Origin of the sequence: Novosphingobium resinovorum, assembly GCF_036352595.1 — a bacterium.
GTDB classification, from domain to species: Bacteria; Pseudomonadota; Alphaproteobacteria; order Sphingomonadales; family Sphingomonadaceae; genus Novosphingobium; species Novosphingobium resinovorum_B.
Map to the genome: position 1 here is coordinate 194,526 of NZ_JAZFAX010000002.1, position 21,366 is coordinate 215,891.

Consider the following 21,366-nt stretch of genomic DNA (forward strand, 5'->3'; position numbering starts at 1 on the left):
CGCGCCTGCCATCCGCTCAGCCCAGCTTCAGCGTCCGCGCGGTCTGGTAGAACGCCTTCCAAGCGCCCGACCGCGCCGCCCGTTCCTTGACGATATGGTCGATATAGGCGCGCAGCCGCTTACCGTCCTCGGGCGAATCCTTGAGCACCACCCCCTGCAGCTGGCGCGCGACGTGCGCGGCGGAAAGCTTGCCGTCGTCGAGATAGGCCGCCTCCAGCGCGGCGGCGTGGAGTACGTTGACCGCCTCCGCCGTGGACATGACCGCGTCGGGCCGGTTGAGGCTGACGCCTTCGGCCGTGCGCCCTGTCCGCAAGTCCTGGAAGGTGCGCACCAGCACTTCGGCCACCTCGCGCTCGCCCGTCACGGTGACGCCGCCCGCGCCCAGCCGCTCGGCGAGTTGCCTGAGCACCAGCTCACGCTCGAATTCGGGATCGTCGATGGGATGGACGGTCTCGAAGTTGAAGCGGCGCTTGAGCGCGCTCGACATCTCGTGAACGCCCCGGTCGCGCAAGTTGGCGGTGGCGATCACATTGAAGCCCGGCGCCGCGCTGGCCACCGCATCGGGCCCCAGTTCGGGCAGAGCCAGCGCCTTTTCCGAAAGGATCGAGATCAGCGCGTCCTGCACTTCGGGCGGACAGCGGGTGATCTCCTCGAAGCGCACGATCCGCCCCGAACGCATCGCGTTGAGCACCGGCGAAGGCACCAGCGCCCGCTCGCTCGGCCCTTCGGCAAGCAGCAGCGCATAGTTCCAGCCGTAGCGGATGTGGTCTTCGGTCGTCCCGGCCGATCCCTGCACCACCAGCGCCGACGTGCCGCAGATCGCCGCGGCCAGCAATTCGGACAGCAACGACTTGGCGGTGCCCGGCTCTCCCACCAGCATCAGCCCCTGCTGGCTCATCAGGCTGACGATGGCGCGGTCGACCAGCGGATCGTCGCCATAGAACTTGCGCGTCACGCCAAGCCCCGGATCGCCGAGCAGGAAGCGCCGAACCGCGCGAGGCGACAAGTGCCAGCCGGCCGGCCGGGGGAAGCTGTCCTGCGCCGCCAGCGCGGCCAACTCCGCTGCGTAGCGGACCTCGGCAGCCGGGCGGATCGAGGGGGCCTGGGTGGTCATGCGTAACCCTTCTTCTGCCAGTCGGGATCGAAGCCCGATCCCTTGTCGGCCATGTCGTGCAGATCGCGCCAGGTCTCGGCCAGCAGCACCGGCGGCACCTCTTCCAGCGCCACCTGGCCTCCCATCGCCGCGCCCGCGCCGCGCAGCCGGCGGAAACCCAGCGAGAGCAGCGCGGCCGGGCGGTTCTCCTCGGGCAGGGGGCTGCCGGTGAACTCGATCTCTGCCATCAGCCCGGCCTCGCGGTAGGACTTCTCGTACGTCAGGAACCAGCCGCCGTCCTGCGCCGGGCCGCGCTGGTAGCCGAGCTTGCCGGCGATGCCGCGCAGCTTGAAGGTCTCGATCATCCAGCCCTCGCGGTCGGTGATCGTGCGCAGCCGCTTCTGCTCCCCGGCGATGACCGGCAGCGCCCGGCCGAACTGCGCGAACGGCGGGGTGACCGCATAATCGGCGAGATGGCGCTGCCACGCCGCCTCGTCCCCAGCCCCCAGCAGCGAGGAATGGGCAAGGCGAACCTCGGCGAAGACGCCGACATCGACATCGCCGTCCGCGGCATCGGTATGGCTGCCGTCCCCAAGCGGCCGGAACGTGCCGATGGCGCGCCCCTCGGCATCATGGCCCTGCCAGACGAGCCGCGCGGCGATCCGCCCGACGACCGGGTGCCCGGCGATGAAGGCCTCCCAGTCCGCGCACTCCCAGGCGCGCTGCAGGAACATCGCCTCGCGCAGCCGCTCGATCTGGGCGGCCAGGACTTGCTTCACTTCCTTGCGCGCGGCGGACAACTGCTTCTTCGCGGCATCGACCTCGGGCTTTTCGGCATCGACGCGCGGACCGGGCAGCGCCTTCACCTCGCGTCCTTCCGGATTGAGGATGACGATCGCATCGCTCTCGTCGAACTGGAGGCGATACGTGCGGCCCTGGCCGAGGTCGAGATCCTGCGTGCCGTCCGCGTCGAAACCACCGGTGGGAACGGTGCGGTCGGCCAGCTGCGCCGCCGACCAGCCATTGCGCTCGGCGACCGCCTCGACCAGAGCCGCCGCATGGGTCTGGACAGAGCGCTGCTTGGAGCGGTTGGCGGCCGACAGCACCAGTTGCAGGGCCGCACTGCTGCCGATGGCCCCGAGCACGTCGAGCAGGGCCTTGGCCTGCGAGGTGCGCGCGCCGTGCTCCTTGAGGAAGGGACGGATGCGCTGCGCCGCATCGACGCCCGCCACGCGCGACGCCAGCGCCAGCACGCCCTTGCTGTCCACCGCGCTGCTCAGGTACTCGCCCGCCTTGGAGCGCTTGAGCTGGGCGAACAGCACGGTGCGGTCGGTCGGGAAATAGTCCGCGCTCTGCGGCCAGCGCCTGGCATTGGCGATGTTGTTCTTCAACTGCGCATCGACGTGCTGCGCGGCATAGGCGTTGGCCTCCTCGTCGCTGGGGCGGCGAGTGTCCTCATCGATCCAGCAGGTCAGCACCATCCAGCCGAGCCTGTGCGCATGGCCCGGCGCCAGACGATCGAGCCAGAGATTGACGAGCGCATTGCCGCCCGGCTGCCTGAGCTTGCAGGCCAGCACGATCCACCAGCGCGGCAACAGCGGATCGACCGGCGAACCATCGGCCCATTGCAGCGCGGGGAGATGATCGAACAGGAACCAGTCGAGCCCCTTGGGGGCGGCTTTCGCAAGCCCGGCCCTGGCCTCCTTCAGCAGCGCATCGGGATCGAAACAGGCCGAGACGTCCTCGCCCATCCGCTCCAGCGCGGTAATCATCGCGGCGCGGGCGAGGTCGCTGCGTTCCTTCTTCAGCGCCGCGCGGATCGCGCCGGCCTCCGCCGCCGCGCGGCGGTCGGCAAGCCACTCGGCGGCGAGCGCGCGGACCTCCTGGCGGCCGTCCTGCAGCTGCGCCGCGATCGCGCCGTCGATGCCGGGCGCATCCTGCAGCAAGCCCCGCGCCTTTTCGCGCAGGCGGCGCGAACTGTCGCCCGCCAGCAGCATCAGGCGGGTGCGGTAGCGCTCGGGCACTTTGGGAAACAAGGCGAGCAGGTCTAGCCCCGGCAGCGTGCGCTTGGGTTCGGTATCGCTCTGCGCGGCCATGCCCAGCGCCTGGTCGATCGCCTCGAACCGGCTGCACAGGAGCGGCCAGACCGGCACGTCCAGATCGGGCAGCGGCCCGTACCAGCGCTGGACGAGATGATCGGCAAGGTAGTCGTTGCCGCCATTCGCCAGCCACAGCGCATGGAACGCGCGAAAATCGGCTCCCGCCTGCAGCCGGCGCAGGATCGCCGGTCCCACCGGGCCGCTCCAGTCGCCAAGCAGGCCGTTGATATGGCAATTGCACAAGGCCGCGCCCAGCCGCACGAGGTGGTGCAGCGACAGGCGCGGATCCTGGAAGAACTCCTCGACCGCCGGATGCTTGAACTGGTGCCAGCGCAGCCAGCCGACCACATCGGCGTAGGAGGACTGGACCATCGGCGCCGTCCCCTCCGCGATCCGCGCCAGGGCCTTGAGTTCGCTGGCGCCCTTGCGGCTGAACTGGCGGCTCCAGTGCCAGCGCGCGCCGGACACGGCGGCCTCTGCCTGGCCCTTCGCGAGCAGGCGGTTGAACTCGGCCGCGGCCGGTTCGAGCAGCTTGAGCACTTCGGCCGAGACCGGGCCGGGTTCGGCGGGCGGCGGGGCGGGATCGGCGGCGACCCAGCTGCCGTCGATCGCGCGGTAGCCGCCGGGCCCATCCCCGATCGCCCCGGCAGGCGCGCCTTCCTCCGTCTCGGCCGACACGATGGGCTGCGCGACCGCGCCGGACACACGCTCGATCGCGGCGAGTACCTTCGGCGCCTTCTCCGCCTCGCGCCAGCGCGCGACGAGGTCGGCCGCCGCGCCGGCCAGGCTGGCGGCGGCGACCTCCACCAGTTCGGCGCGCTGGCCCGGCGCCGCCTCGGCGAAACGGGCGTCGAGCGCGGCGGCCAGCGCGGCGCGATCACATGCCGTCAGCGCCTGACGCGCACTGGCCCGCGCCTTCTTGGACGAACCCGTCGCCAGATCGAGCAGCATGCCGAGAAACCGGTCCTGCAGGCCGAAATGTCCGATCGAAGCGGCAAGCGAGCTGCGCGTATCGGCGCCCAGCGCCGGCATCGCCGCGACGACCGCATCATGCTCCGCATCGAGCCATGCCCCGACGCCCGCAAAGCGCGCGACGCTGCTGCGCGCGCCGTAATTCGCGGCATCGTGGCAGAAAACGATGTCGATCACGTTGGCCGCCGGCGCCGTGCAGGAGGCGGCGAGAGCGGCGAGCGTCTCGACGGGCTGGTCCTTGCGGCCGTGGCCAAGCCAGATCGTCACCACATGGCGCAGCCAGTCGGGCGAGGCCCTGGTTCCGAACATGCCCCAGTCGTGGCTCAGCGGTTGCAGCGCCGCCAGCACCTCGCCGAAGCGCTGCATCTGGTCGATCCGCCAGACGTCGAGCCGCGTGAACAGGCCTTCCTCGTCCCTCGGCGGCCAGATACGCGCGCGCTGCCCCCACACCTGGCGGGCAGCGCTGCCCTGGAGCGTGGCGAGAACCGAGCTGTTCTCGCCATCGGCCACATAGCGCGCCGCCGCTTCGGGCAGGCCCCGCCCGGCCTTGCTCAGTTCCTTGAAGAAGGCACTGATCGCGCCAACCGGCAATGTGGTGGGATCGGAGGAAAACGCCGAACCGGCGCGGTTCAGGCCAGCAAGCATGCGACCAAGTAAAGAACGGACCACACTTCCCCCGAAGTCGCCAACACGCATGCTTGCGACCCACGCACCGGGTCTTCACACCGTGATGGACAGAGGAATGGTCAGTCCGGAGCGCCGTGACAAGCGGGAACTGCCCGGCGTCCCCGAAAACGTCGCGGCGCCCCTCTCCTCGCTCAGCGCCCCTCCACCACGGCGGCGGTCTGGCCGTAGAGGATCCGCCTTGCCTCTTCCGTCGGCGGCGCATGGGCATCGGGGTTCACTTCGGCGACGAGCGCATAGGCACGCTCCACCGCGGGGCGCAGCGAGATCGCCTCGAACCAGCGCTTCAGGTTCGGGAATTCGGCGATATCCTGTCCGTGCAGTTGCCAGGGCACGATCCACGGGTAGCTCGCGATATCGGCGATCGAGTAATCCTGCCCGGCCAGATACTCACGGTCCGCAAGGCGCTTGTCGAGCACGCCGTAAAGGCGGTTGGTCTCGTTCGTATAGCGCGCGATGGGATAGGCGAGCCGCTCCGGAGCCGCATGCCGGAAATGGTGGTTCTGCCCCGCCATCGGACCGAGCCCGCCCATCTGCCAGAACACCCACTGGATCGCCTCGGTCCGCCCGCGCAGGTCGGTCGGCAGCAGTTGTCCGGTCTTCTGCGCCAGATAGTGCAGGATCGCACCGGATTCGAACACCGGCAGCGGCTGGCCGCCATCGGCGGGGTCGTCGTCGACGATGGCGGGAATCCGGTTGTTCGGCGCGATCGACAGAAAGTAGGGGAGGAACTGCTCGCCCCTCCCGATATCGACGGGGGTGATGCGATAAGGCAGCCCCGTCTCCTCCAGGAAAATCGTGATCTTGTGGCCGTTGGCCGTGGTCCAGTAATAAAGATCGATCATCGGCGTCCTTTCCGGATCAGCACGGCTTCAGGCCGGCTGCCTGACGATGCGCAGGTAGGGTTTCTGCGCCGTCCATCCTTCCGGAAACAGCGACTGCGCCGCCTCATCGCTGACCGAGGGGACGATGATGACATCGTCTCCGTGCCGCCAGTCGGCCGGAGTCGCGACCTTGTGGCTGTCGGTCAGTTGCAGGCTGTCGATCGTACGCAGGATCTCGGCGAAGTTGCGCCCGGTGGAGGCAGGGTAAGTCAGCGTCAGCCGCAGCTTTTTCGCCGGGTCGATCACCAGCACGGTCCGCACGGTGGTGGTGTCGGAAGCGTTCGGGTGGATCAGGTCGAGCAACTGCGAAACCGTACGGTCATGGTCCGCGATCAGCGGAAAGTTGAGCGCCGTCCCTTGCGTTTCCTCGATGTCCTTCGACCATTGCGCATGGCTGTCGGCGGGATCGACGGAAAGGCCGATGACTTTCACCCCGCGCCGGTCGAACTCCGGCTTGAGCCGCGCCACCGCGCCCAGTTCAGTGGTGCAGACGGGCGTGAAGTCCCTGGGATGGGAAAACAGCACGACCCAGCTGTCGCCCGCCCATTCGTGGAAGCCGAGCCGGCCTTGCGTGGAATCCTGCACGAAATCGGGAACGGTGTCGAAAAGCTTGAGGGACATTGAACGAACCTTTCGGATCGCGCCGTCCGCATGCCGGGCGGCGCATGGAGACGGCGCGCCATGACACGAGCCATGTCGTGCAGCAGCAGCGTCCGCGCGGAAGAAGGGTGATGCCTGACGCTGTCGTCCGGGTATCGGGCCTGGTTTCGCTCATGCACGGTGCCGCGCGTGCGGCTCTTTATTTCCGCATTCGGACCGGCCCGGCGGGGACGGTCCATGCATGTCGAGAAGGCCCAAGCCTATGCCGGTGCCGGATCGAGTCAACGGCAAGATTTCGTTGCCGTCCCCCTAGTCTTCCTTGCCCTGGAGACCCCGCCGGCACTCTTGCGCATAATTGTCTACTATATAAATAGACATATTCATTGCAATGGGATGCGGGGGTCCGTGCAGTCGGACCCCCGCGCCCTTTTTTCTTCGACGAGAACGCCTTCGACAATGCCCGCCGATACCGCCACTCCCACACGCCTGCGCCTGCCCGGTTTCGGCGCGCAGGTCATCATCGGCATGGTCCTGGGGCTCGCCGCCGGACTGCTCGTGCGCGGGATCGATCCGCAGAGCGACGCGGCGATCGGCGCGACCGCCACGTTCCACACGATCGCGCAGATATTCGTGCAGTTGCTGCGCACGCTGGTGCCGCCTCTCGTCTTCACTGCGATCATCGCTTCGGTTTCGGCTCTGCGCGGCCTCGACAACGCCGCGAGGCTGGTGGCGCAGACGCTGTTGTGGTTCGCGATCACCGCGCTGATCGCCGTCTCCATCGGCATCGCGCTGGGCCTGGTCATCCAGCCCGGGCTGCATGCGGGGATCGACCGCAGCATCGCACAAACGCCGGCATCGGTCGGCGGGTGGCTCGATTTTCTCAAGGGACTGGTCCCCGCGAACTACCTGGGCCTGTCCGCCGCGACGAGCCTGGAGGGAGGCAAGGCCACGACATCGGTGTCCTTCAACGTCCTCCAGATCATCATCGCGGCGGTGGCGATCGGGGCGGCGGCCGTCCGGATCGGCGCGAAGGCGGAACCCTTCCTGACTTTCGTGACCTCCGCGAACCTGGTGCTGCGCCAGCTTCTGCGCTGGCTCATCGCGCTGACCCCGATCGGATCGGCCGCGTTGCTGGCCGACGCCGTGGTCAACTATGGCTGGCATGCCCTGTCGGCGCTGGGCGCCTTTGCCGGCGCGGTCTACGCGGGGCTTACGGTGGTGCTGTTCGTGGTCTACCCCGCGTTGCTGGCACTGCACCGGATAAGCCCGCGCCGCTTCTTCGCCGTCGCCTGGCCGGCGATCCAGATCGGCTTTCTGTCACGCTCTTCGGTCGGCACGATGCCGGTGACCGAGGAAGTGACCGAAAGACTGGGCGTACCGCGTGCCTATTCGGCTTTCGCGGTGCCGCTGGGATCGACCACCAAGATGGACGGCTGCGCCGCGATCTATCCCGCCATCTCGGCAATCTTCGTGGCCCAGTTCTACGGAATCGCACTGGCGCCGTCCGACTACGTCCTCATCGCGTTCGTCAGCGTGATCGGGTCGGCCGCGACGGCAGGGCTGACCGGCGCCGTGGTGATGCTGACCCTCACCCTATCGACCCTCGGATTGCCGCTGGAAGGCGCCGGACTGCTGCTGGCGATCGATCCCATACTCGACATGGGGCGCACTGCCGTCAACGTCGCGGGGCAGGTACTCGTACCGGTCATCGTCACGCGGCGGCTCGGCCTGGCCGATGTCGGGGATGCGCCAAACAAGCAAATAAAGGCTAAATATTAGAAAGTCTTGTGAGACATCTCGCAGTCCGGCGTGCCATTCAGGCACGCAGCAAGGCAAAGGCGGATTCGTCAACGAACCGCGCACTGGAACAGCCTGAGGGCGATCCGGAAAGACTGCCAGACGAAACGGTTCAGGCAAAGCGGCGCTCCTGCCACACAGGGCACCGCGTGAGGAGAATGACATGAAGTTCACGAACGTTCTGGCGCTGACGGCCGCCTCGACCATCGCGATGGCCCAGGCTCAAGCGGTTCAGGCTCAAGCTGTTCCGGCGCAGGAGGCCGCCGCCGATGCGGTCGGCGGCGACGAGATCGTCGTTACCGGCAGCCGTGCCCAAGGGCGCTCCAAGCTCGACACCGCGTCGCCGGTGGACGTGGTGACGGCGAAGGATCTCAGGCAGCAGGGCACGACCGAACTGGCGACCGCACTGGCCAATACGGTGCCCTCCATCAGCTTCCCGCGCCCATCCGCCACCGACGGCACCGACGCGATCCGTCCCGCCACGCTGCGCGGCATGGGGCCGGACCAGACCCTCGTGCTCATCAACGGCGTGCGCGCGCACACCTCCGCCTCGCTCAACGTCAACGGCACCGTGGGGCGCGGCTCCGCCGCCGTCGATCTCAACACCATTCCCTCGACCGCGCTTGCCTCGATCGAGGTGCTGCGTGACGGCGCCTCCGCGCAGTACGGGTCGGACGCCATCGCCGGCGTCGTCAACCTGCGCCTGCGCGAGGCCGATCACGGCGGCGGCGCCAGCGTGACTTATGGCATCTACGATACCCAGATCGACACCGCGCGCGACAGCCGCCACGTTACCGGGGAAAGCACCGTCACCGCGTCCGGCTGGCAGGGCTTCAAGCTGGGCGGCGACGGCTTCCTGACCGTCTCGGGCGAGTATACGCATCGCAATCCGACCAGCCGCGGCGACGTCGATCCGCGACTTGCCACGCCCGTCGTCGACAGCCGCTTCGGCGACCCTGCGGTGGAAAGCTATTCCGTCTACGTGAATACCGCCAAGCCACTGGGGGACACCTGGGAAATCTACGGCTTCGGCGGCTACCAGTACCGCGATTCCACCTCGGCCGCGTTCCCCCGCCTGGCATCCGGAACGACCGGAGCGAATGCCTATGGCCTCGACGCGTTTCTGCCCAAGATCAACACGCACTCCAAGGATCTGACCGTCACCGGCGGCCTGCGCGGCGAGATCGCCGGGTGGAAGACCGACGTCAACGTCAGCTACGGTCGCAACCGCATCGACTACTGGACCCGCGATTCGGCCAACTACACGTATGGTGCAGCTAGCCAGACCGACTTCTACGATGGCGCGTCGATCTACGACCAGTGGGTCGCGGGCGTGGACTTCTCGAAGCAGTTCGACGTGTTCCAGTCGCTGAACGTGGCATGGGGCATCGAAGGCCGCCGCGAAAGCTACGAGATCAAGGCCGGCGAGTACGCCTCGTACGGCTACGGCACCGCCTACCCCGGCGCGACGCCGGGGGCACAGGGCTTCCCGGGCTTCTCCACGCTCAACGAAGTGAGCGAGCACCGCCAGAACGGTTCGATCTATCTCGACCTCGAAGCGCAAGTGACCGACAAGCTGCTGATCGGCCTGGCCGGACGCGGCGAGAAGTATTCGGACTTCGGCACCACCGGCACCGGCAAGGTTTCCCTGCGGTACGACTTCAGCCCCGCCTTCGCGATCCGCGGCACCGCGTCGACCGGCTTCCGCGCGCCCAGCCTGATCCAGCAGTACTACACCTCGATCACCTCGGTCATCCAGAACGGCAACCAGATCGTGACCGGCACCTATCCGGCCACTTCGGCAACCGCCGCCGCGCTGGGCGGCAAGGCGCTTGAGCCGGAGAAGTCCACCAACCTGTCGGCCGGTTTCGTCGTGCGCAGCGGCGGCTTCTCGCTGACGGTGGACGGCTATCGCATCCACGTACGCAACCAGATCGGTCTCTCGGAGAACATCCCGGTGACGACGATCCCGGGTGTCTCCGCCGCGCGCTTCTTCCTCAACGGCCTGGCGACGACCACCAAGGGCGTCGATGCGGTCGCCAATTACAAGCTGGTGACCGAAAGCGCGGGCACCTTCGACTTCACGGTCGCGGGCAACGTCAACGACATCAAGGTCACCAAGGTACCGACCAGCACGCTCTCCACCCTGTTCGCCCGCAGCCGCATCCTCACCATCGAGGAGGGCACGCCCGGCGAAAAGGTCTCGGGCACTCTGGCATGGACGGGCGCCACGCTGGGCGCGACGGCCCGCGTCACCTACTACGGCGACGTGCTCCAGCCCGGCACCGTGGCGACGAGCGACCTGCACACCGGCAAGCGGGCGATCACCGACCTCGAACTGCGCTACCAGCCCGCAGAAGGAGCCTTCAACCTGGCGCTCGGCGCGAACAATCTGTTCGACGTCTATCCCAAGCGCGTTCCCGCTGCGCTCAACACCACGGGCGTGACGGGCTTCCCGTACTACTCGCCGTTCGGGTTCAACGGCCGCTATCTCTACGTGCGTGCCGGCCTGAACTGGTAACGTTTCAATGGTCCAGATGCGCCGGGTGAGGCCGTAAGGTCCGGCACGTCAATGTCGATAATAAAGCAGCCGATCGGACGGGCGTCCGCATCGGCTGCGGCCATGGGCCGGCGCGCTTCGCCTGGCACCGATGCGGTTATCGGCGTCACCCGCTTCGCCGTTCGGCCCGCCGCATGGCGGGACACGGCAAAGTCGGCGCTCGGCAATCATCTCGAACCTCTATGCCATCGCCGACCCAGCCAACCTCAGCCTCGCCTTCACGGCGACCAAGAAGCTGATAGACCAGATCGAATTGCGTGTTCCAGGCGCGTTTACCGCAGGGTTACCGCGCTTGTAAGATGGTCGGGGTTCCGACAGGATTGTGTAAACTGGAGTTTTCGGCGTTGGAGCGGGTGAGGGGAATCGAACCCCCGTATTCAGCTTGGGAAGCTGCTGCTCTACCATTGAGCTACACCCGCGAACCGTAGCGTTTCCGCCATTTCCTCGCACACTCACCGCGGTTGTGTTACTGTCTGCTTTGCCGCGATGCGCTGGCCGATTGCCACGACTACGCAGGCGCCGTCAATATAAACTCGTCGATCGGACCGGACCTTTTATCAGTTCGGTGAGGCCTTGCGCGCCCGAATGCCGCCCCGGACGCTGGCGCCATGCCTTCACGCGGTTCTCAACGCTCACGACGACTGCAAGGATCTTGAGGAACTCCGCAATCTCAGGCCGGGCTGCGCATTCCCGCCCCGTCCGTGATGGCAAGCGATATCTCCCACAACACCGCCCCGATCTCGTCACAGACCTGCATCGACCAGGCATTGCCGGTCCAACCGGCATGGGCGGCCTGATCGAGCATGTGGCCGGTGAACCGCACAGCCTCCAACCGCGCCGACGGCAAATCGTCGAGCCACAAACCTTCCCGGTCGCGCGCTCGGCCGTCGCCAACGTGGTAGAAGTACTTCGGCACGCCCGACCTCCAGGCCGCTATCGCGCGGCGGCGGTCGCCAGCTCTGCGGGAAAGGCATGCATCGCACTGGCCTTCCTGCCGATACCGACCAGCCTGATCCCTGCCTGCGCCGCTTCGTCCTCCGTGTAGATGTTACGCAGATCGACCATCAACGGCACTTTGAGCATCGTCGCGATGCGGGGCAGGTCCAGCGCCCGAAATTCGTCCCATTCGGTGACGATCACCATCGCGTCGGCCCCCTCCACCGCGGCATAGGGGCCTTCGGCGAAATCGACACCCTCCACCATGCCGCGCGCCTGTTCGACACCCTCGGGATCGTAGGCCCTGACACGGGCTCCCGCATCCTGCAGGGAACGGATCAACGCGAGGCTCGGCGCGTCGCGCATGTCGTCGGTGTTGGGCTTGAACGTCAGGCCCAGCACGGCGATCGTCCGCCCCCGCACGTCGCCCCCCAGCGCCTTGACGACCTTGCGCCCCATCGCGCGCTTGCGCCCTTCGTTGACCTGCACCGTCGCCTCGACGATGCGCAGCGGGGTCTCGCAATCCGCTCCGGTCTTGAGCAGGGCCAGCGTATCCTTGGGAAAGCACGAACCGCCATAGCCCGGGCCGGCGTTCAGGAACTTGGGTCCGATGCGCTTGTCCATGCCTATGCCGCGTGCCACCTGCTGCACATCCGCGCCGACCTGCTCGCACAAGTCGGCGATCTCGTTGATGAAGGTGATCTTGACCGCCAGGAACGCGTTGGCCGCGTACTTGATGAGTTCGGACGTGCGGCGCCCGGTGAAGAACACCGGTGCCGACTGGTTGAGCGAAAGCGGCCGGTAGATCGCGCGCATGACCTCGCGCGCGTCATCGTCCTCGGTGCCGACGACGACCCTGTCTGGCCGCTTGAAGTCCTCTATCGCGGCGCCTTCGCGCAGGAATTCGGGGTTCGAGACCACCTTGATCGCAGCATCCGGATTGGCGGCGCGCACGATCCGCTCGACCTCGTCGCCGGTGCCGACCGGGACAGTCGACTTGGTGACGACCACGCAAGGTCCGGTCACTGCGCGAGCGATCTCCTGCGCTGCAGCGAAGACATACGTGAGGTCGGCATGCCCGTCGCCGCGCCGGGACGGCGTGCCGACCGCGATGAACACCGCATCCGCGCCTCGCACGGCTTCCGCAAGGTCAGTGGTGAAAGTCAGGCGCCCGGCGCGCATGTTGGCCGCGACGAGATTCTCCAGCCCGGGTTCGTAGATCGGCATGATCCCGTGATGCAGTTGCGCGATCTTGCGATCGTCCTTGTCGATGCAGACGACATCGTGCCCGAAGTCCGAAAAGCAGGCTCCGGAAACGAGCCCGACATATCCCGTGCCGACCATCGCGATACGCATTTCCACGCTCCTGCCTGAGAGAATTGACAGCAATACTCCTCAATACACGAAGCTTATCAAGCACCATTTCGCAAATGCAGAACCATAATGGTGTATCATTTATTTGCTAATTACTGAACACAGGCGAATTGCCATAGATTAAACCTGAATCATAAGGATATGAACTTAGGATACATACGTAACATAGCGAAGTCCGGGTCTGCCGGCCGCTCTCCCGCACATAGGGAGGAGAACGGCCGGCATCGGAGTTGCCCGCAGTTTGAGGTTGGCTGATCGCGCGGGAAATTTCCGTCAAATCAGGAAGAAGTCACTCGCGCTAAGGACAGTGCCGGCAGCGACGTGCGCGAAGGGCGTGGCACTTACACCGCCAGCGCCATCCGGATCGTAATAGATATCTCCCTTGACCTGGTCGTAGAGCACATGTGCATCAACCGTGAGCGCTTTGGATCCAACCTGGAAGTATTTCGCGTCAAGAACCCCGAGATTGCCCGCTGCGGCAAAGGTGCGCTGCAGCAAGGCAATGCGGTCGTCGCCCGGCGTGAAGTCCTTGATGTCGTCGATGTTGCCGTAGCTCGGCGCCGTATCGAACACGAAGACGTCCTTGCCGCGCCCGCCGATGAGGGTGTCCGCCCCGAGCTTGCCGTAGAGCGTGTCATCGCCGTCGCCACCGTTCAGCACGTTGGCCGCATCGTTGCCGTAGAGGAAATTGTTGTCGGCCGACCCGGTCGCCCCGATCGCGTCGGCCCCCTTCAGCTTGATCGTCTCGATCGACTGCCCGGCCGCCGAGAAGCTCACCGTGGCATAGACGGTATCGTTGCCCTGCCCCGCCTTCTCGATGACGCGGTCGCCCGCATCATCGACATAGTAGGTGTCGTCGCCCTTGCCACCGGCCACGAGGTCGGCCCCGGCGGCGCCGTTTATGCTGTTGTTGCCATCGTTGCCATAGAGCTTGTCGTCACCCGCCGAACCGGTCGCGTTGGTGTTCGCGGTCCCGGTCAGGTAGAGGTTCTCGACGTTGCTGCCCGCCAGCGAGAAGGACACCGCAGAGTAGACGGTATCGTTGCCTTCGCCCGGGTTCTCGATCACGCGGTCGTCGGCGCGGTCGACGTAATAGACGTCGTCGCCCTGCCCACCGCTCATGATGTCGACCCCGGCACCGCCATCGAGCACGTTGTTGCCGGCGTTGCCGACCAGGGTGTTGGCCTGCTCGTTGCCCGTCGCGGTCAGATTCGCCGTGCCTTCCAGGATCAGCGTCTCGATCGACTTGCCGACCAGCGAGAAATTGACCGTCGAACGCACCGTATCGCGCCCCTCGCTCGCCAGTTCGACCACCACGTCCTTCACGTTGTCGACGTAGTAGACGTCGTCGCCCAGGCCACCGACCATCTTGTCGGCCCCGGTGCCGCCGTCTAGCACGTCGTTGCCGGCACCCCCGATGAGTTCGTCGTTGCCGCCGAGGCCCAGCAGGACGTTGTCGCCTGCATTGCCGGTGATGATGTTGGCCAGCGCGTTGCCGGTCCCTTTCAGGTTCGCCGTGCCGAGCAACTGCATGTTCTCCACGAACGCCGAGATGACGTAGTCCACGGCGCTGTAGATGATGTCTTTGCCGCCATTGTTGCTGGTCTCGATGACGACATCGCCGACATTATCGACGAAATAGCTGTCATTGCCGGCGCCGCCGCTCATCCGGTCGGCCCCGGCCATGCCGTCAAGCGTATCGTTGCCCTTGGTGCCGGCAAGAACGTCGTCGCCATCGGTCGCCCTTTCGCCCAGCGCCACGGCGGTCGGGTTGGCATAGACGCGCACGTAATCGACGGACATATCGTAGACGGCCTTGGGATCCTTCACCCCGTCGCCGTTCATCGCGAGGTTGAAGATCATGTAGAACGGCGACTTGGTGTATTCGCTGGCGGGCAGGCGTGCCACTTCGACACCGTCGAAGTACGTAATGATCCATTGCGGCGTGATCATCGTGCCATACGTGTGAAAATTGCCGTCGAACATCGAGGAAGAAACCCGGTCGTACGAACCGCCGTCGATCTTCTTGGTGATGTCCGGCGTGTTCTTGCCCGGCGTGTAATGGACGGTCGTATGCAACCCGGTCGGGTCGCCCGAATAGGCCTCGACGGTATCGATTTCAACGCGCGGCAGGTCCGGATTGTAGCGGTTCTCCTCGGAGATCAGCCAGAAGCCCGCCCAGGTGCCGGCTCCGGTGGGGAACTTGGCCCGCATCTCGAAGTAGCCGTAGCTCTGCTTGAACCCTTGCGTATCGGCATCGACCGACTGCAGCAGGCCGGACTGCCAGACGCCGTCCTTCTGCTGCATGCGGATGTTCAGCACGCCGTCGGCGACCGAGAACGGCGACAGCGACGACGTACCGCGGGCGAACTTGGCCAGTCCGAAATCGGTATGGACCCCGGAATACCATTTGCCCGGGGTCTTGCCGTTCGTGATCGACAGCGTGTCGAACTCGTCGTTGAAGGTGAGTTTATAGCCGCTCAGATCCAGCTTGGTTCCGGCGAGTTCTTCAGTCCATTGGGTGCTTGGGGGATTCATGCGACACGTTCCTGAAATTGCGTGCCGTCATGATCTCAGAAGAGTTCCTCCACCCGATTGCGTATCGCGGTGAATGGACGTGGTTTCCGATTTTTATCAAATTAGCGCATATACTTAACGTCAAATGAAAGATTGTTAACGGATTACGAAGGTGAATTGTGAACCGGACTCGCCTATTCTCGGCCGTCCCGCCCCTAAACGGGGCGATCAGGCGGCCGCGGGATCGATCGAGCGGCTCGCGCGTATTGTTTACCGTCCCGATCCCGAGGGAGAGAAGTAGCGACCATGCGCCGTCAACCGATACTCCGTGGAGCCGGAAGCGTACCGAAACGACAGGCATCGCCCGAATCGGTTCCGTGGCACATCGATCCGCATGCATCAGACCGGTTCCATGGCCATGACCATGATGTGCGCGGCCCACGTTCGCGGCCAGGAATACGCTCGCTCCTGTTCCCCGCCGTTATCGTCGTATTATCGATGCTCGCCCACCTGATTCCGGCACGCGAACGGGACGATCGGGACTGAAATCCAGGAACGCGCTTTTCATGCCAGTTGCGGTGCTTGCACGGCTTCCATCGATGCCGCGTAATGGCCGCGATACCATGCGGCGAAGCGGTTCAGCCCTTCTTCCAGCATGACCTTCGGACGATAGCCGGTCAGCGCGTGGAGTTTCGACACGTCCGCGAAAGTCGCGGTGACGTCACCGGGTTGCATCGGCCGCATGATCTTGGTCGCGCTGCGGCCGATGGCTCGTTCGAGCGTCTCGATCATGTCCATAAGGCCAACGGGATGGCTGTCCCCGATATTGAGGATGCGGTGCCCGCCCTTGCCCGGCACATTGTCGAGCGCACCCAGAATGCCATCGACGATATCGTCGATATACGTGAAGTCGCGCGCCATCTTGCCCTCACCATAGACTTCGATCGGATCACCACGCATGATCTTCTGCGTGAAGCTGAAATAGGCCATGTCCGGCCTGCCCCAGGGGCCGTAGACCGTGAAGAACCGCAGCCCCGTCTGCGGAAATCCGTAAAGCCCGGCGTAGGACTGGCTCATCAGTTCACAGGCTCGCTTGGTCGCCGCGTAGAGCGAGACCGGATCGACCGAAGGCTCGTCCTCGCTGAACCCTTCCTCGCCCATGGCCCGGTCGCCATAGACCGAACTGGACGAGGCGTAGACCAGATGCTCGAAATCCCGCGCATGCCGGCTCGCCTCCAGCAGCGCGAGGTGACCGGCAAGGTTCGAGCGCTCGTAGGCGAAAGGATTGTCGATGCTGTAGCGCACTCCGGCCTGCGCGGCGAGATGGACGATGCGCCGCACGCCGCCGTCGCGCACCAGAGCGGCCATCGCCCCGGCATCGGCGATGTCGAGACGATGGAAGGCGAATCCCGGCCTGTCGGCGAAAGTCGCCAGCCGCGCCTCCTTGAGCGCGGGATCGTAGTAGTCGTTGACGATATCGACACCGATCACGCTCTCCCCGCGATCGAGAAGGCGATGGGCGGTCGCGTGGCCGATGAAGCCTGCGGCCCCGGTGACGAGAACGGGAGATGCCATGATCGATGCTCCTTGATGAAGGGACAGTGCGAGAGCCTCACAATTCGAGGCCACGCGAAAGGGACAAAGTGATCGCATTGTCGGTGAAGGCGAACGCGGTGAGCCCGGAAACCCGCCGGGTCCGCTCATAGTTCAGGGCGACCTGTATCTTCATGCCGGTACTATAGGAAAGACCGAGTCCCATGCGATCCGTGCGCTCGCTACGCGCCAGCAGCAAAGGGTCATCCGCGCGCAGATCGTAGCGGAAACGGCGCTTCTCACGATTGAAGTAAGCGCTCCAGCCAATGTTTGCGCCAAGCACGCCCTTGGCGCCGAAACCGTAGCTCGTCACCTCGACCCCGTTCGAGAACAGCGCGTTTTCCGTTCCGAAGGCCTTGCGCAGGCGCGGGGTGACCGTCAGCGAAGCCGTCGGAGACCAGGTCACCGAAACGTCGGCCAGCAGACCGGTGAAATCGGTCTCGAGCACGGAACGATCGTCATGCCGCGTATAGCCGAGACTGCCCTCGATACGGGTCACCACGCTGGGGGCATAGAGCAACCGCGAGACGAGCGAAGTCTCCCGGAAGCGCGACCGATAGGCCACGCGCTGCCGGTCGATCACGACGAAGCTGTCCAGCAGGCCGACCGCCCGCCTTTCGCGGTACTCCAGGGTCACATGATTGCCGGTGGGCGAGAAATACCCGATCCCGCCACCGAAGCCGGCTGTCCGCGTATCGTTGCGGCGGCCCGTTTCGGACGAGGTGTGGCTGCGCTGGTAGTCGAGATGACCGACCACACGCAGCGCGCCCAGCACCTCGCGCGAAGCTTCGGCATTGGCCTGGGTAAGGTACTGGCGCAAGTTGAGCGTCGAGGTCACCTCATCGAGCGCGATGGGACGGCGGCGATGCCCCCCCTCGACGACGACGGTGCCGCGCGCGCCATCGTACTGCACTTTGCCTTCCGCACCATAGTCCAGCGCGTTGAACTGGTTGTTCCACCAGAACAGGCTCTGCCCGGCGTTGCCACCGAGCGCGAGGTCGAACATTCCGATCCGCGTGTCGATGCGCCCGGATGCCCCGACATAAGTGACGATATCCGCACCATCATGCCCGAGCCCGCCATTGGCGGTCGAGGATGATCTGCGAATATTGTCATCGTATCGCGTCGACGTGCTCAGCAGGATCTGCTTGTCCTGTGCCGCCGCACCGGCCGCCGGCAGGATCAACGCGGCGCCGAGGAACGTGTGCACGAACCTTCCACCCAACCTGTGCCGAGACCATTCAGGCATCGGCCGCCATCTCGTCCGCGTGCGTCGCGTGATGGACGAGCGGGGCCGTCTCCCGGTCCTTGCCGTCTTCCTCGTGCAGCAAGCCGGCGAACTCGGGAAAGGTCGCCTTCGCGCACGCCGTCCAGGTGAACCGGCGCGCGCACAGGCGCGCGGCCCGCCCCGCCGCGCCGCGCCGATCCACGGCCTCGGCGCAGGCCACGATGTGCCGGGCGAACCCCTCCAAGTCGCCTTCCTCCACCAGCGCGCCGGTGCTGCCGAGAACCTCGGGTATGCCGCCCACGCCGGTCACGATCGATGGACATTCCTGCGCCGCCGCTTCCAGCAGCACCAGCCCGAACCCTTCGATCTTGCCGGGAAGCGCCACCGCGAACAGCAGATGCGCCAGCGATCGCCGGAACAAGCGCTTGATGTCGTCCGTCGACAGCCGGCCGGTAACGATCACCCGGACCGACAATCGCCGCGCTTCCTCGACGATCTGCTTCGCATAGTCCTCGTCCTCGGTTCGCCCGGCGATGACGTAAACCGCTTCGCCCAGACGCGGCATGGTCGTTCGCGCCTGGGCCAGTGCCCGGATCGCCTGGACCTGCCCCTTGCGCGCCTCGATACGGCCGACCGTGCAGAATACCGCTGCATCCGGCGGCAACGCGGCGAGTTCGGGATGCTCGAAACTGGCCGTTGGCGCGGCTTCGAACCATTGGCGATCGACGCCCAGGTAAGTCACCGCCTCCAGACACGGAATGCCGAGCCGCGCCCGAAAGATATCGCGCGTGGCGACCGAATTGTACGCCACCAGTTGCGCCCGGTGGTACGCCCGCCTGGCGATTGCGAACAACACCCCGCCGCGATCGAACTTGCTCGCCTCGCTGCCATGGACCATGACGCGGTAGGCCCGGCGGTGGAAAGGGCGAAGCAGCCAGAGCAGCAGTACCGTGCGGATATCGGCGGCCAATATCAGCGCGCTACGCGGCGCCCGGCGTAGCACCGCCAGCACGCGCAACGCCGCCATGGGCGAGATGTGGTGATGCCCCAGGAGCAGGTGGTGCCCGGCTTTGTCGCGAACCTCATCGGGCAGGTCGGGATAGGAGGGCGCGATCACCTCCACCGCGATGCCCGCCCCCGCAAGCGCCGCTACGAGTTCACCCGAGTAAGTACCGATCCCGCCGGGAAACGGCGGATACTCGCAAGTTAGGATCACCGCTGCAGGCGGGGGAGAAGCAGGATCGGCGGGACTGGACGACGACATCAGGCAACCCCCAATGCCGCCTGACGCGCACGGCCGCGTCGGCCCAGCAAGCGCAACGCCAGCCCGGGAAACACCCCCGCTGCCAGCAGCGAACACCAGGCCCGGTAGTTTCCGGGATCGAGCCGCACCGCGAACTTGAGCAGCCCCACGGCGCCGGCAACGTCGTTGAACAGGAAGCGCTGGTTGCCCAGCTTGCGCGCACGCTCGGCGAGACGGCGAGGTACCAGCGGCAGCAGTTCCGGCTCGGCCGCTGCCGCCTTGAGGGCCACGAAAGCATGATGGGCCATCAGATCCTTGCGTCCGCCCGTGATCGAACTATCGCGGTTGCGTTTGTAGAGCAGCGGTTCGCTCACCAGCGCGAACTGCGTCACCCGCGCGAGCCTGACATAGAAATCGGTATCCTCGAACACCCGGACCGCCGGATCGAAGCCGCCGCTGGCTTCGTAGGCACAGCGGCGTAGCAGCGTGGTCGATGGGATGATCGGCGGATCGTTCAGAAAATAGCGCCGCACCAGGGGTTCGCCGCCCCGCGCGCGATGGCGCGAGACGGCGCCCGAGATATCGAGCACCCCCGCACGCCGCGCCGCCGAACGATCACCATCGGCAAAGGTGAAGTAATCGGCATAGACCAGCCCAACTTCCGAGCGTTCGGCCAGAACCGGGAGTTGCCGCTCCAGCTTGTCAGGCGCCCACACGTCGTCCCCGTCGAGGATGGCCAGAAGCTCGGACCGGGCCTGCGCGATCGCCGCGCACCGCTGCCCAGGCAGGCCCACGCCGCCTGGCCCGTAGAGCACCAGAATACGCGGATCCCAGCGCTCGATGTCGCGCAGGACAGCCAGGGTATCCGGCCTCGAACCGTCATCGGCGATGATGACGCGCTCGATGCAATCGGCCCGCGTCTGGTCGAGGACGCTGCGAACCGCCTCCCCGATGTAGCAGCCTTCGTTGTAGCAGGTCATGATGACCGACACCCGAGCAGAGGATCCCGCAGCCCGGCTCACGCGACGGCCTCCGACACAGGGGTTCGACAAGTGCCCGGCCGCCCGCGGCCTCGCGGTAACAAGGCCTGCGTCAGCGGCACCTCGATCAGGAAGGGGAACACCCGGCCGATCCTCCCCGCCCAGGCCGGCGCATTGCAGTAGGCCGCAGCAAGAAGTACACTGGCCAGAAACCCGATAGATACCGGCATCATCCAGGCGCCGAGTGCACCGGACGGGTGCGCCATGGTGCCACAGTCGATTGCCAGCCCGAACGTCAGGAAGAGAAGCGCCAACCCCTGCCGCTTGCGGAAGAACAGCGCGGCTGCAAAAACCGCATAGAACAGCATCTCATAGTTGAGCGTCCACCCCGCTCCCTGCAGCGGGCGGTATCTTCCCGAATCCGAGAGGTAGGGAATGAAGGCGAGCGACTTGAGCAGATCCCCCATCGACACGTGCCGATCGACATCATCCATCCGCGAAATGTACAGAATGCCCGTCTGGAACAGCGTCAATATCCAGTAGATCGGCACGATACCTATCAGCCACTGCCGCAGGAACTGCGCTGCTGCACCGCCCTGTCCGAACTGTTCCGACGACGTATAGTACATGATGAATATGCTGATGACGAAGAACACGTCGACACCGAAATTACAGAATACCGCCGTAATATCGAACAAGGACTTGTTGCTGCCCGCTATGGGCTGGGCGGATGCTACAAGATGCGAAAAAGCCATCGTCAACGCGGTAATGGCCCAAAGATGCCGAATGCTCGGAAGTCTTTTCAT

Annotated in this window: 14 protein-coding genes and 1 tRNA gene; 2 read left to right on the forward strand and 13 right to left on the reverse strand. The window is 65.6% G+C overall.

Translation table 11 applies throughout. The annotated features are described in order from the left end of the window. Positions 1 to 16: 16 nt before the first annotated feature. The 4 genes from V2S85_RS03795 to V2S85_RS03810 all read right to left on the reverse strand — a co-directional run bounded on the left by V2S85_RS03795 (position 17) and on the right by V2S85_RS03810 (position 6,353). On the reverse strand, positions 17 to 1,114 hold the full coding sequence (locus tag V2S85_RS03795) for an AAA family ATPase (protein ID WP_330701538.1): 1,098 nt from the start codon (positions 1,112 to 1,114) through the stop codon (positions 17 to 19). Then, the gene (locus V2S85_RS03800; RefSeq protein ID WP_330701539.1) at positions 1,111 to 4,809 is read right to left on the reverse strand and encodes a DUF4132 domain-containing protein; all 3,699 of its coding nucleotides are present in this window, start codon (positions 4,807 to 4,809) and stop codon (positions 1,111 to 1,113) included. Before V2S85_RS03800 ends, V2S85_RS03795 begins: the two co-directional genes overlap by 4 nt. Before the next feature lie 173 nt (positions 4,810 to 4,982). Beyond that, complete coding sequence (locus V2S85_RS03805; protein WP_330701540.1) at positions 4,983 to 5,693, reverse strand: glutathione binding-like protein; 711 nt, start codon at positions 5,691 to 5,693, stop codon at positions 4,983 to 4,985. Between the two features lie 27 nt (positions 5,694 to 5,720). Beyond that, entirely contained in the window at positions 5,721 to 6,353 is a 633-nt protein-coding gene (locus tag V2S85_RS03810) for a peroxiredoxin (protein ID WP_330701541.1), read from the reverse strand. Positions 6,354 to 6,788: 435 nt separating this feature from the next. Between V2S85_RS03810 and V2S85_RS03815 the strand changes: the two genes are divergently transcribed. Next, entirely contained in the window at positions 6,789 to 8,111 is a 1,323-nt protein-coding gene (locus V2S85_RS03815) for a dicarboxylate/amino acid:cation symporter (RefSeq protein WP_330701542.1), read from the forward strand. 181 nt (positions 8,112 to 8,292) lie between these two features. After that, positions 8,293 to 10,650, forward strand: a complete 2,358-nt coding sequence (locus V2S85_RS03820) for a TonB-dependent receptor (protein ID WP_330701543.1) — start codon at positions 8,293 to 8,295, stop codon at positions 10,648 to 10,650. Positions 10,651 to 11,034: 384 nt separating this feature from the next. Here the strand turns inward: V2S85_RS03820 and V2S85_RS03825 are convergent. The 9 genes from V2S85_RS03825 to V2S85_RS03865 all read right to left on the reverse strand — a co-directional run bounded on the left by V2S85_RS03825 (position 11,035) and on the right by V2S85_RS03865 (position 21,366). Continuing rightward, a tRNA-Gly gene (locus tag V2S85_RS03825) sits at positions 11,035 to 11,108 on the reverse strand. A 251-nt stretch (positions 11,109 to 11,359) separates the two neighbouring features. Beyond that, positions 11,360 to 11,605 carry a DUF6894 family protein gene (locus tag V2S85_RS03830; protein ID WP_330701544.1) on the reverse strand — a complete coding sequence of 82 codons (246 nt, stop codon included), beginning with the start codon at positions 11,603 to 11,605 and terminating at the stop codon, positions 11,360 to 11,362. A gap of 17 nt (positions 11,606 to 11,622) precedes the next feature. Beyond that, entirely contained in the window at positions 11,623 to 12,981 is a 1,359-nt protein-coding gene (locus tag V2S85_RS03835; protein WP_330701545.1) for a UDP-glucose/GDP-mannose dehydrogenase family protein, read from the reverse strand. A gap of 291 nt (positions 12,982 to 13,272) precedes the next feature. After that, complete coding sequence (locus V2S85_RS03840; protein ID WP_330701546.1) at positions 13,273 to 15,537, reverse strand: family 16 glycosylhydrolase; 2,265 nt, start codon at positions 15,535 to 15,537, stop codon at positions 13,273 to 13,275. 543 nt (positions 15,538 to 16,080) lie between these two features. Further along, complete coding sequence (locus V2S85_RS03845) at positions 16,081 to 17,091, reverse strand: NAD-dependent epimerase/dehydratase family protein (protein ID WP_330701547.1); 1,011 nt, start codon at positions 17,089 to 17,091, stop codon at positions 16,081 to 16,083. 37 nt (positions 17,092 to 17,128) lie between these two features. Continuing rightward, the gene (locus V2S85_RS03850) at positions 17,129 to 18,319 is read right to left on the reverse strand and encodes an outer membrane beta-barrel protein (protein ID WP_330701548.1); all 1,191 of its coding nucleotides are present in this window, start codon (positions 18,317 to 18,319) and stop codon (positions 17,129 to 17,131) included. Between the two features lie 31 nt (positions 18,320 to 18,350). Further along, on the reverse strand, positions 18,351 to 19,601 hold the full coding sequence (locus V2S85_RS03855) for a glycosyltransferase family 4 protein (protein WP_330701549.1): 1,251 nt from the start codon (positions 19,599 to 19,601) through the stop codon (positions 18,351 to 18,353). Continuing rightward, positions 19,601 to 20,602 carry a glycosyltransferase family 2 protein gene (locus tag V2S85_RS03860; RefSeq protein ID WP_330701550.1) on the reverse strand — a complete coding sequence of 334 codons (1,002 nt, stop codon included), beginning with the start codon at positions 20,600 to 20,602 and terminating at the stop codon, positions 19,601 to 19,603. The genes V2S85_RS03855 and V2S85_RS03860 overlap by 1 nt, the downstream gene beginning before the upstream one ends. Beyond that, positions 20,599 to 21,366, reverse strand: a complete 768-nt coding sequence (locus tag V2S85_RS03865; protein ID WP_330701551.1) for a hypothetical protein — start codon at positions 21,364 to 21,366, stop codon at positions 20,599 to 20,601. Before V2S85_RS03865 ends, V2S85_RS03860 begins: the two co-directional genes overlap by 4 nt.

What these genes read in the sequence shown, in the direction of transcription:
- V2S85_RS03795 (WP_330701538.1), bottom strand. Translation starts at nt 1,114, where the DNA reads ATGACCACCCAGGCCCCCTCGATCCGCCCGGCTGCCGAGGTCCGCTAC.
- V2S85_RS03800 (WP_330701539.1), bottom strand. Translation starts at nt 4,809, where the DNA reads ATGCTTGCTGGCCTGAACCGCGCCGGTTCGGCGTTTTCCTCCGATCCC.
- V2S85_RS03805 (WP_330701540.1), bottom strand. Translation starts at nt 5,693, where the DNA reads ATGATCGATCTTTATTACTGGACCACGGCCAACGGCCACAAGATCACG.
- V2S85_RS03810 (WP_330701541.1), bottom strand. Translation starts at nt 6,353, where the DNA reads ATGTCCCTCAAGCTTTTCGACACCGTTCCCGATTTCGTGCAGGATTCC.
- V2S85_RS03815 (WP_330701542.1), top strand. Translation starts at nt 6,789, where the DNA reads ATGCCCGCCGATACCGCCACTCCCACACGCCTGCGCCTGCCCGGTTTC.
- V2S85_RS03820 (WP_330701543.1), top strand. Translation starts at nt 8,293, where the DNA reads ATGAAGTTCACGAACGTTCTGGCGCTGACGGCCGCCTCGACCATCGCG.
- V2S85_RS03835 (WP_330701545.1), bottom strand. Translation starts at nt 12,981, where the DNA reads ATGCGTATCGCGATGGTCGGCACGGGATATGTCGGGCTCGTTTCCGGA.
- V2S85_RS03840 (WP_330701546.1), bottom strand. Translation starts at nt 15,537, where the DNA reads ATGAATCCCCCAAGCACCCAATGGACTGAAGAACTCGCCGGAACCAAG.
- V2S85_RS03845 (WP_330701547.1), bottom strand. Translation starts at nt 17,091, where the DNA reads ATGGCATCTCCCGTTCTCGTCACCGGGGCCGCAGGCTTCATCGGCCAC.
- V2S85_RS03855 (WP_330701549.1), bottom strand. Translation starts at nt 19,601, where the DNA reads ATGTCGTCGTCCAGTCCCGCCGATCCTGCTTCTCCCCCGCCTGCAGCG.
- V2S85_RS03865 (WP_330701551.1), bottom strand. Translation starts at nt 21,366, where the DNA reads ATGAAAAGACTTCCGAGCATTCGGCATCTTTGGGCCATTACCGCGTTG.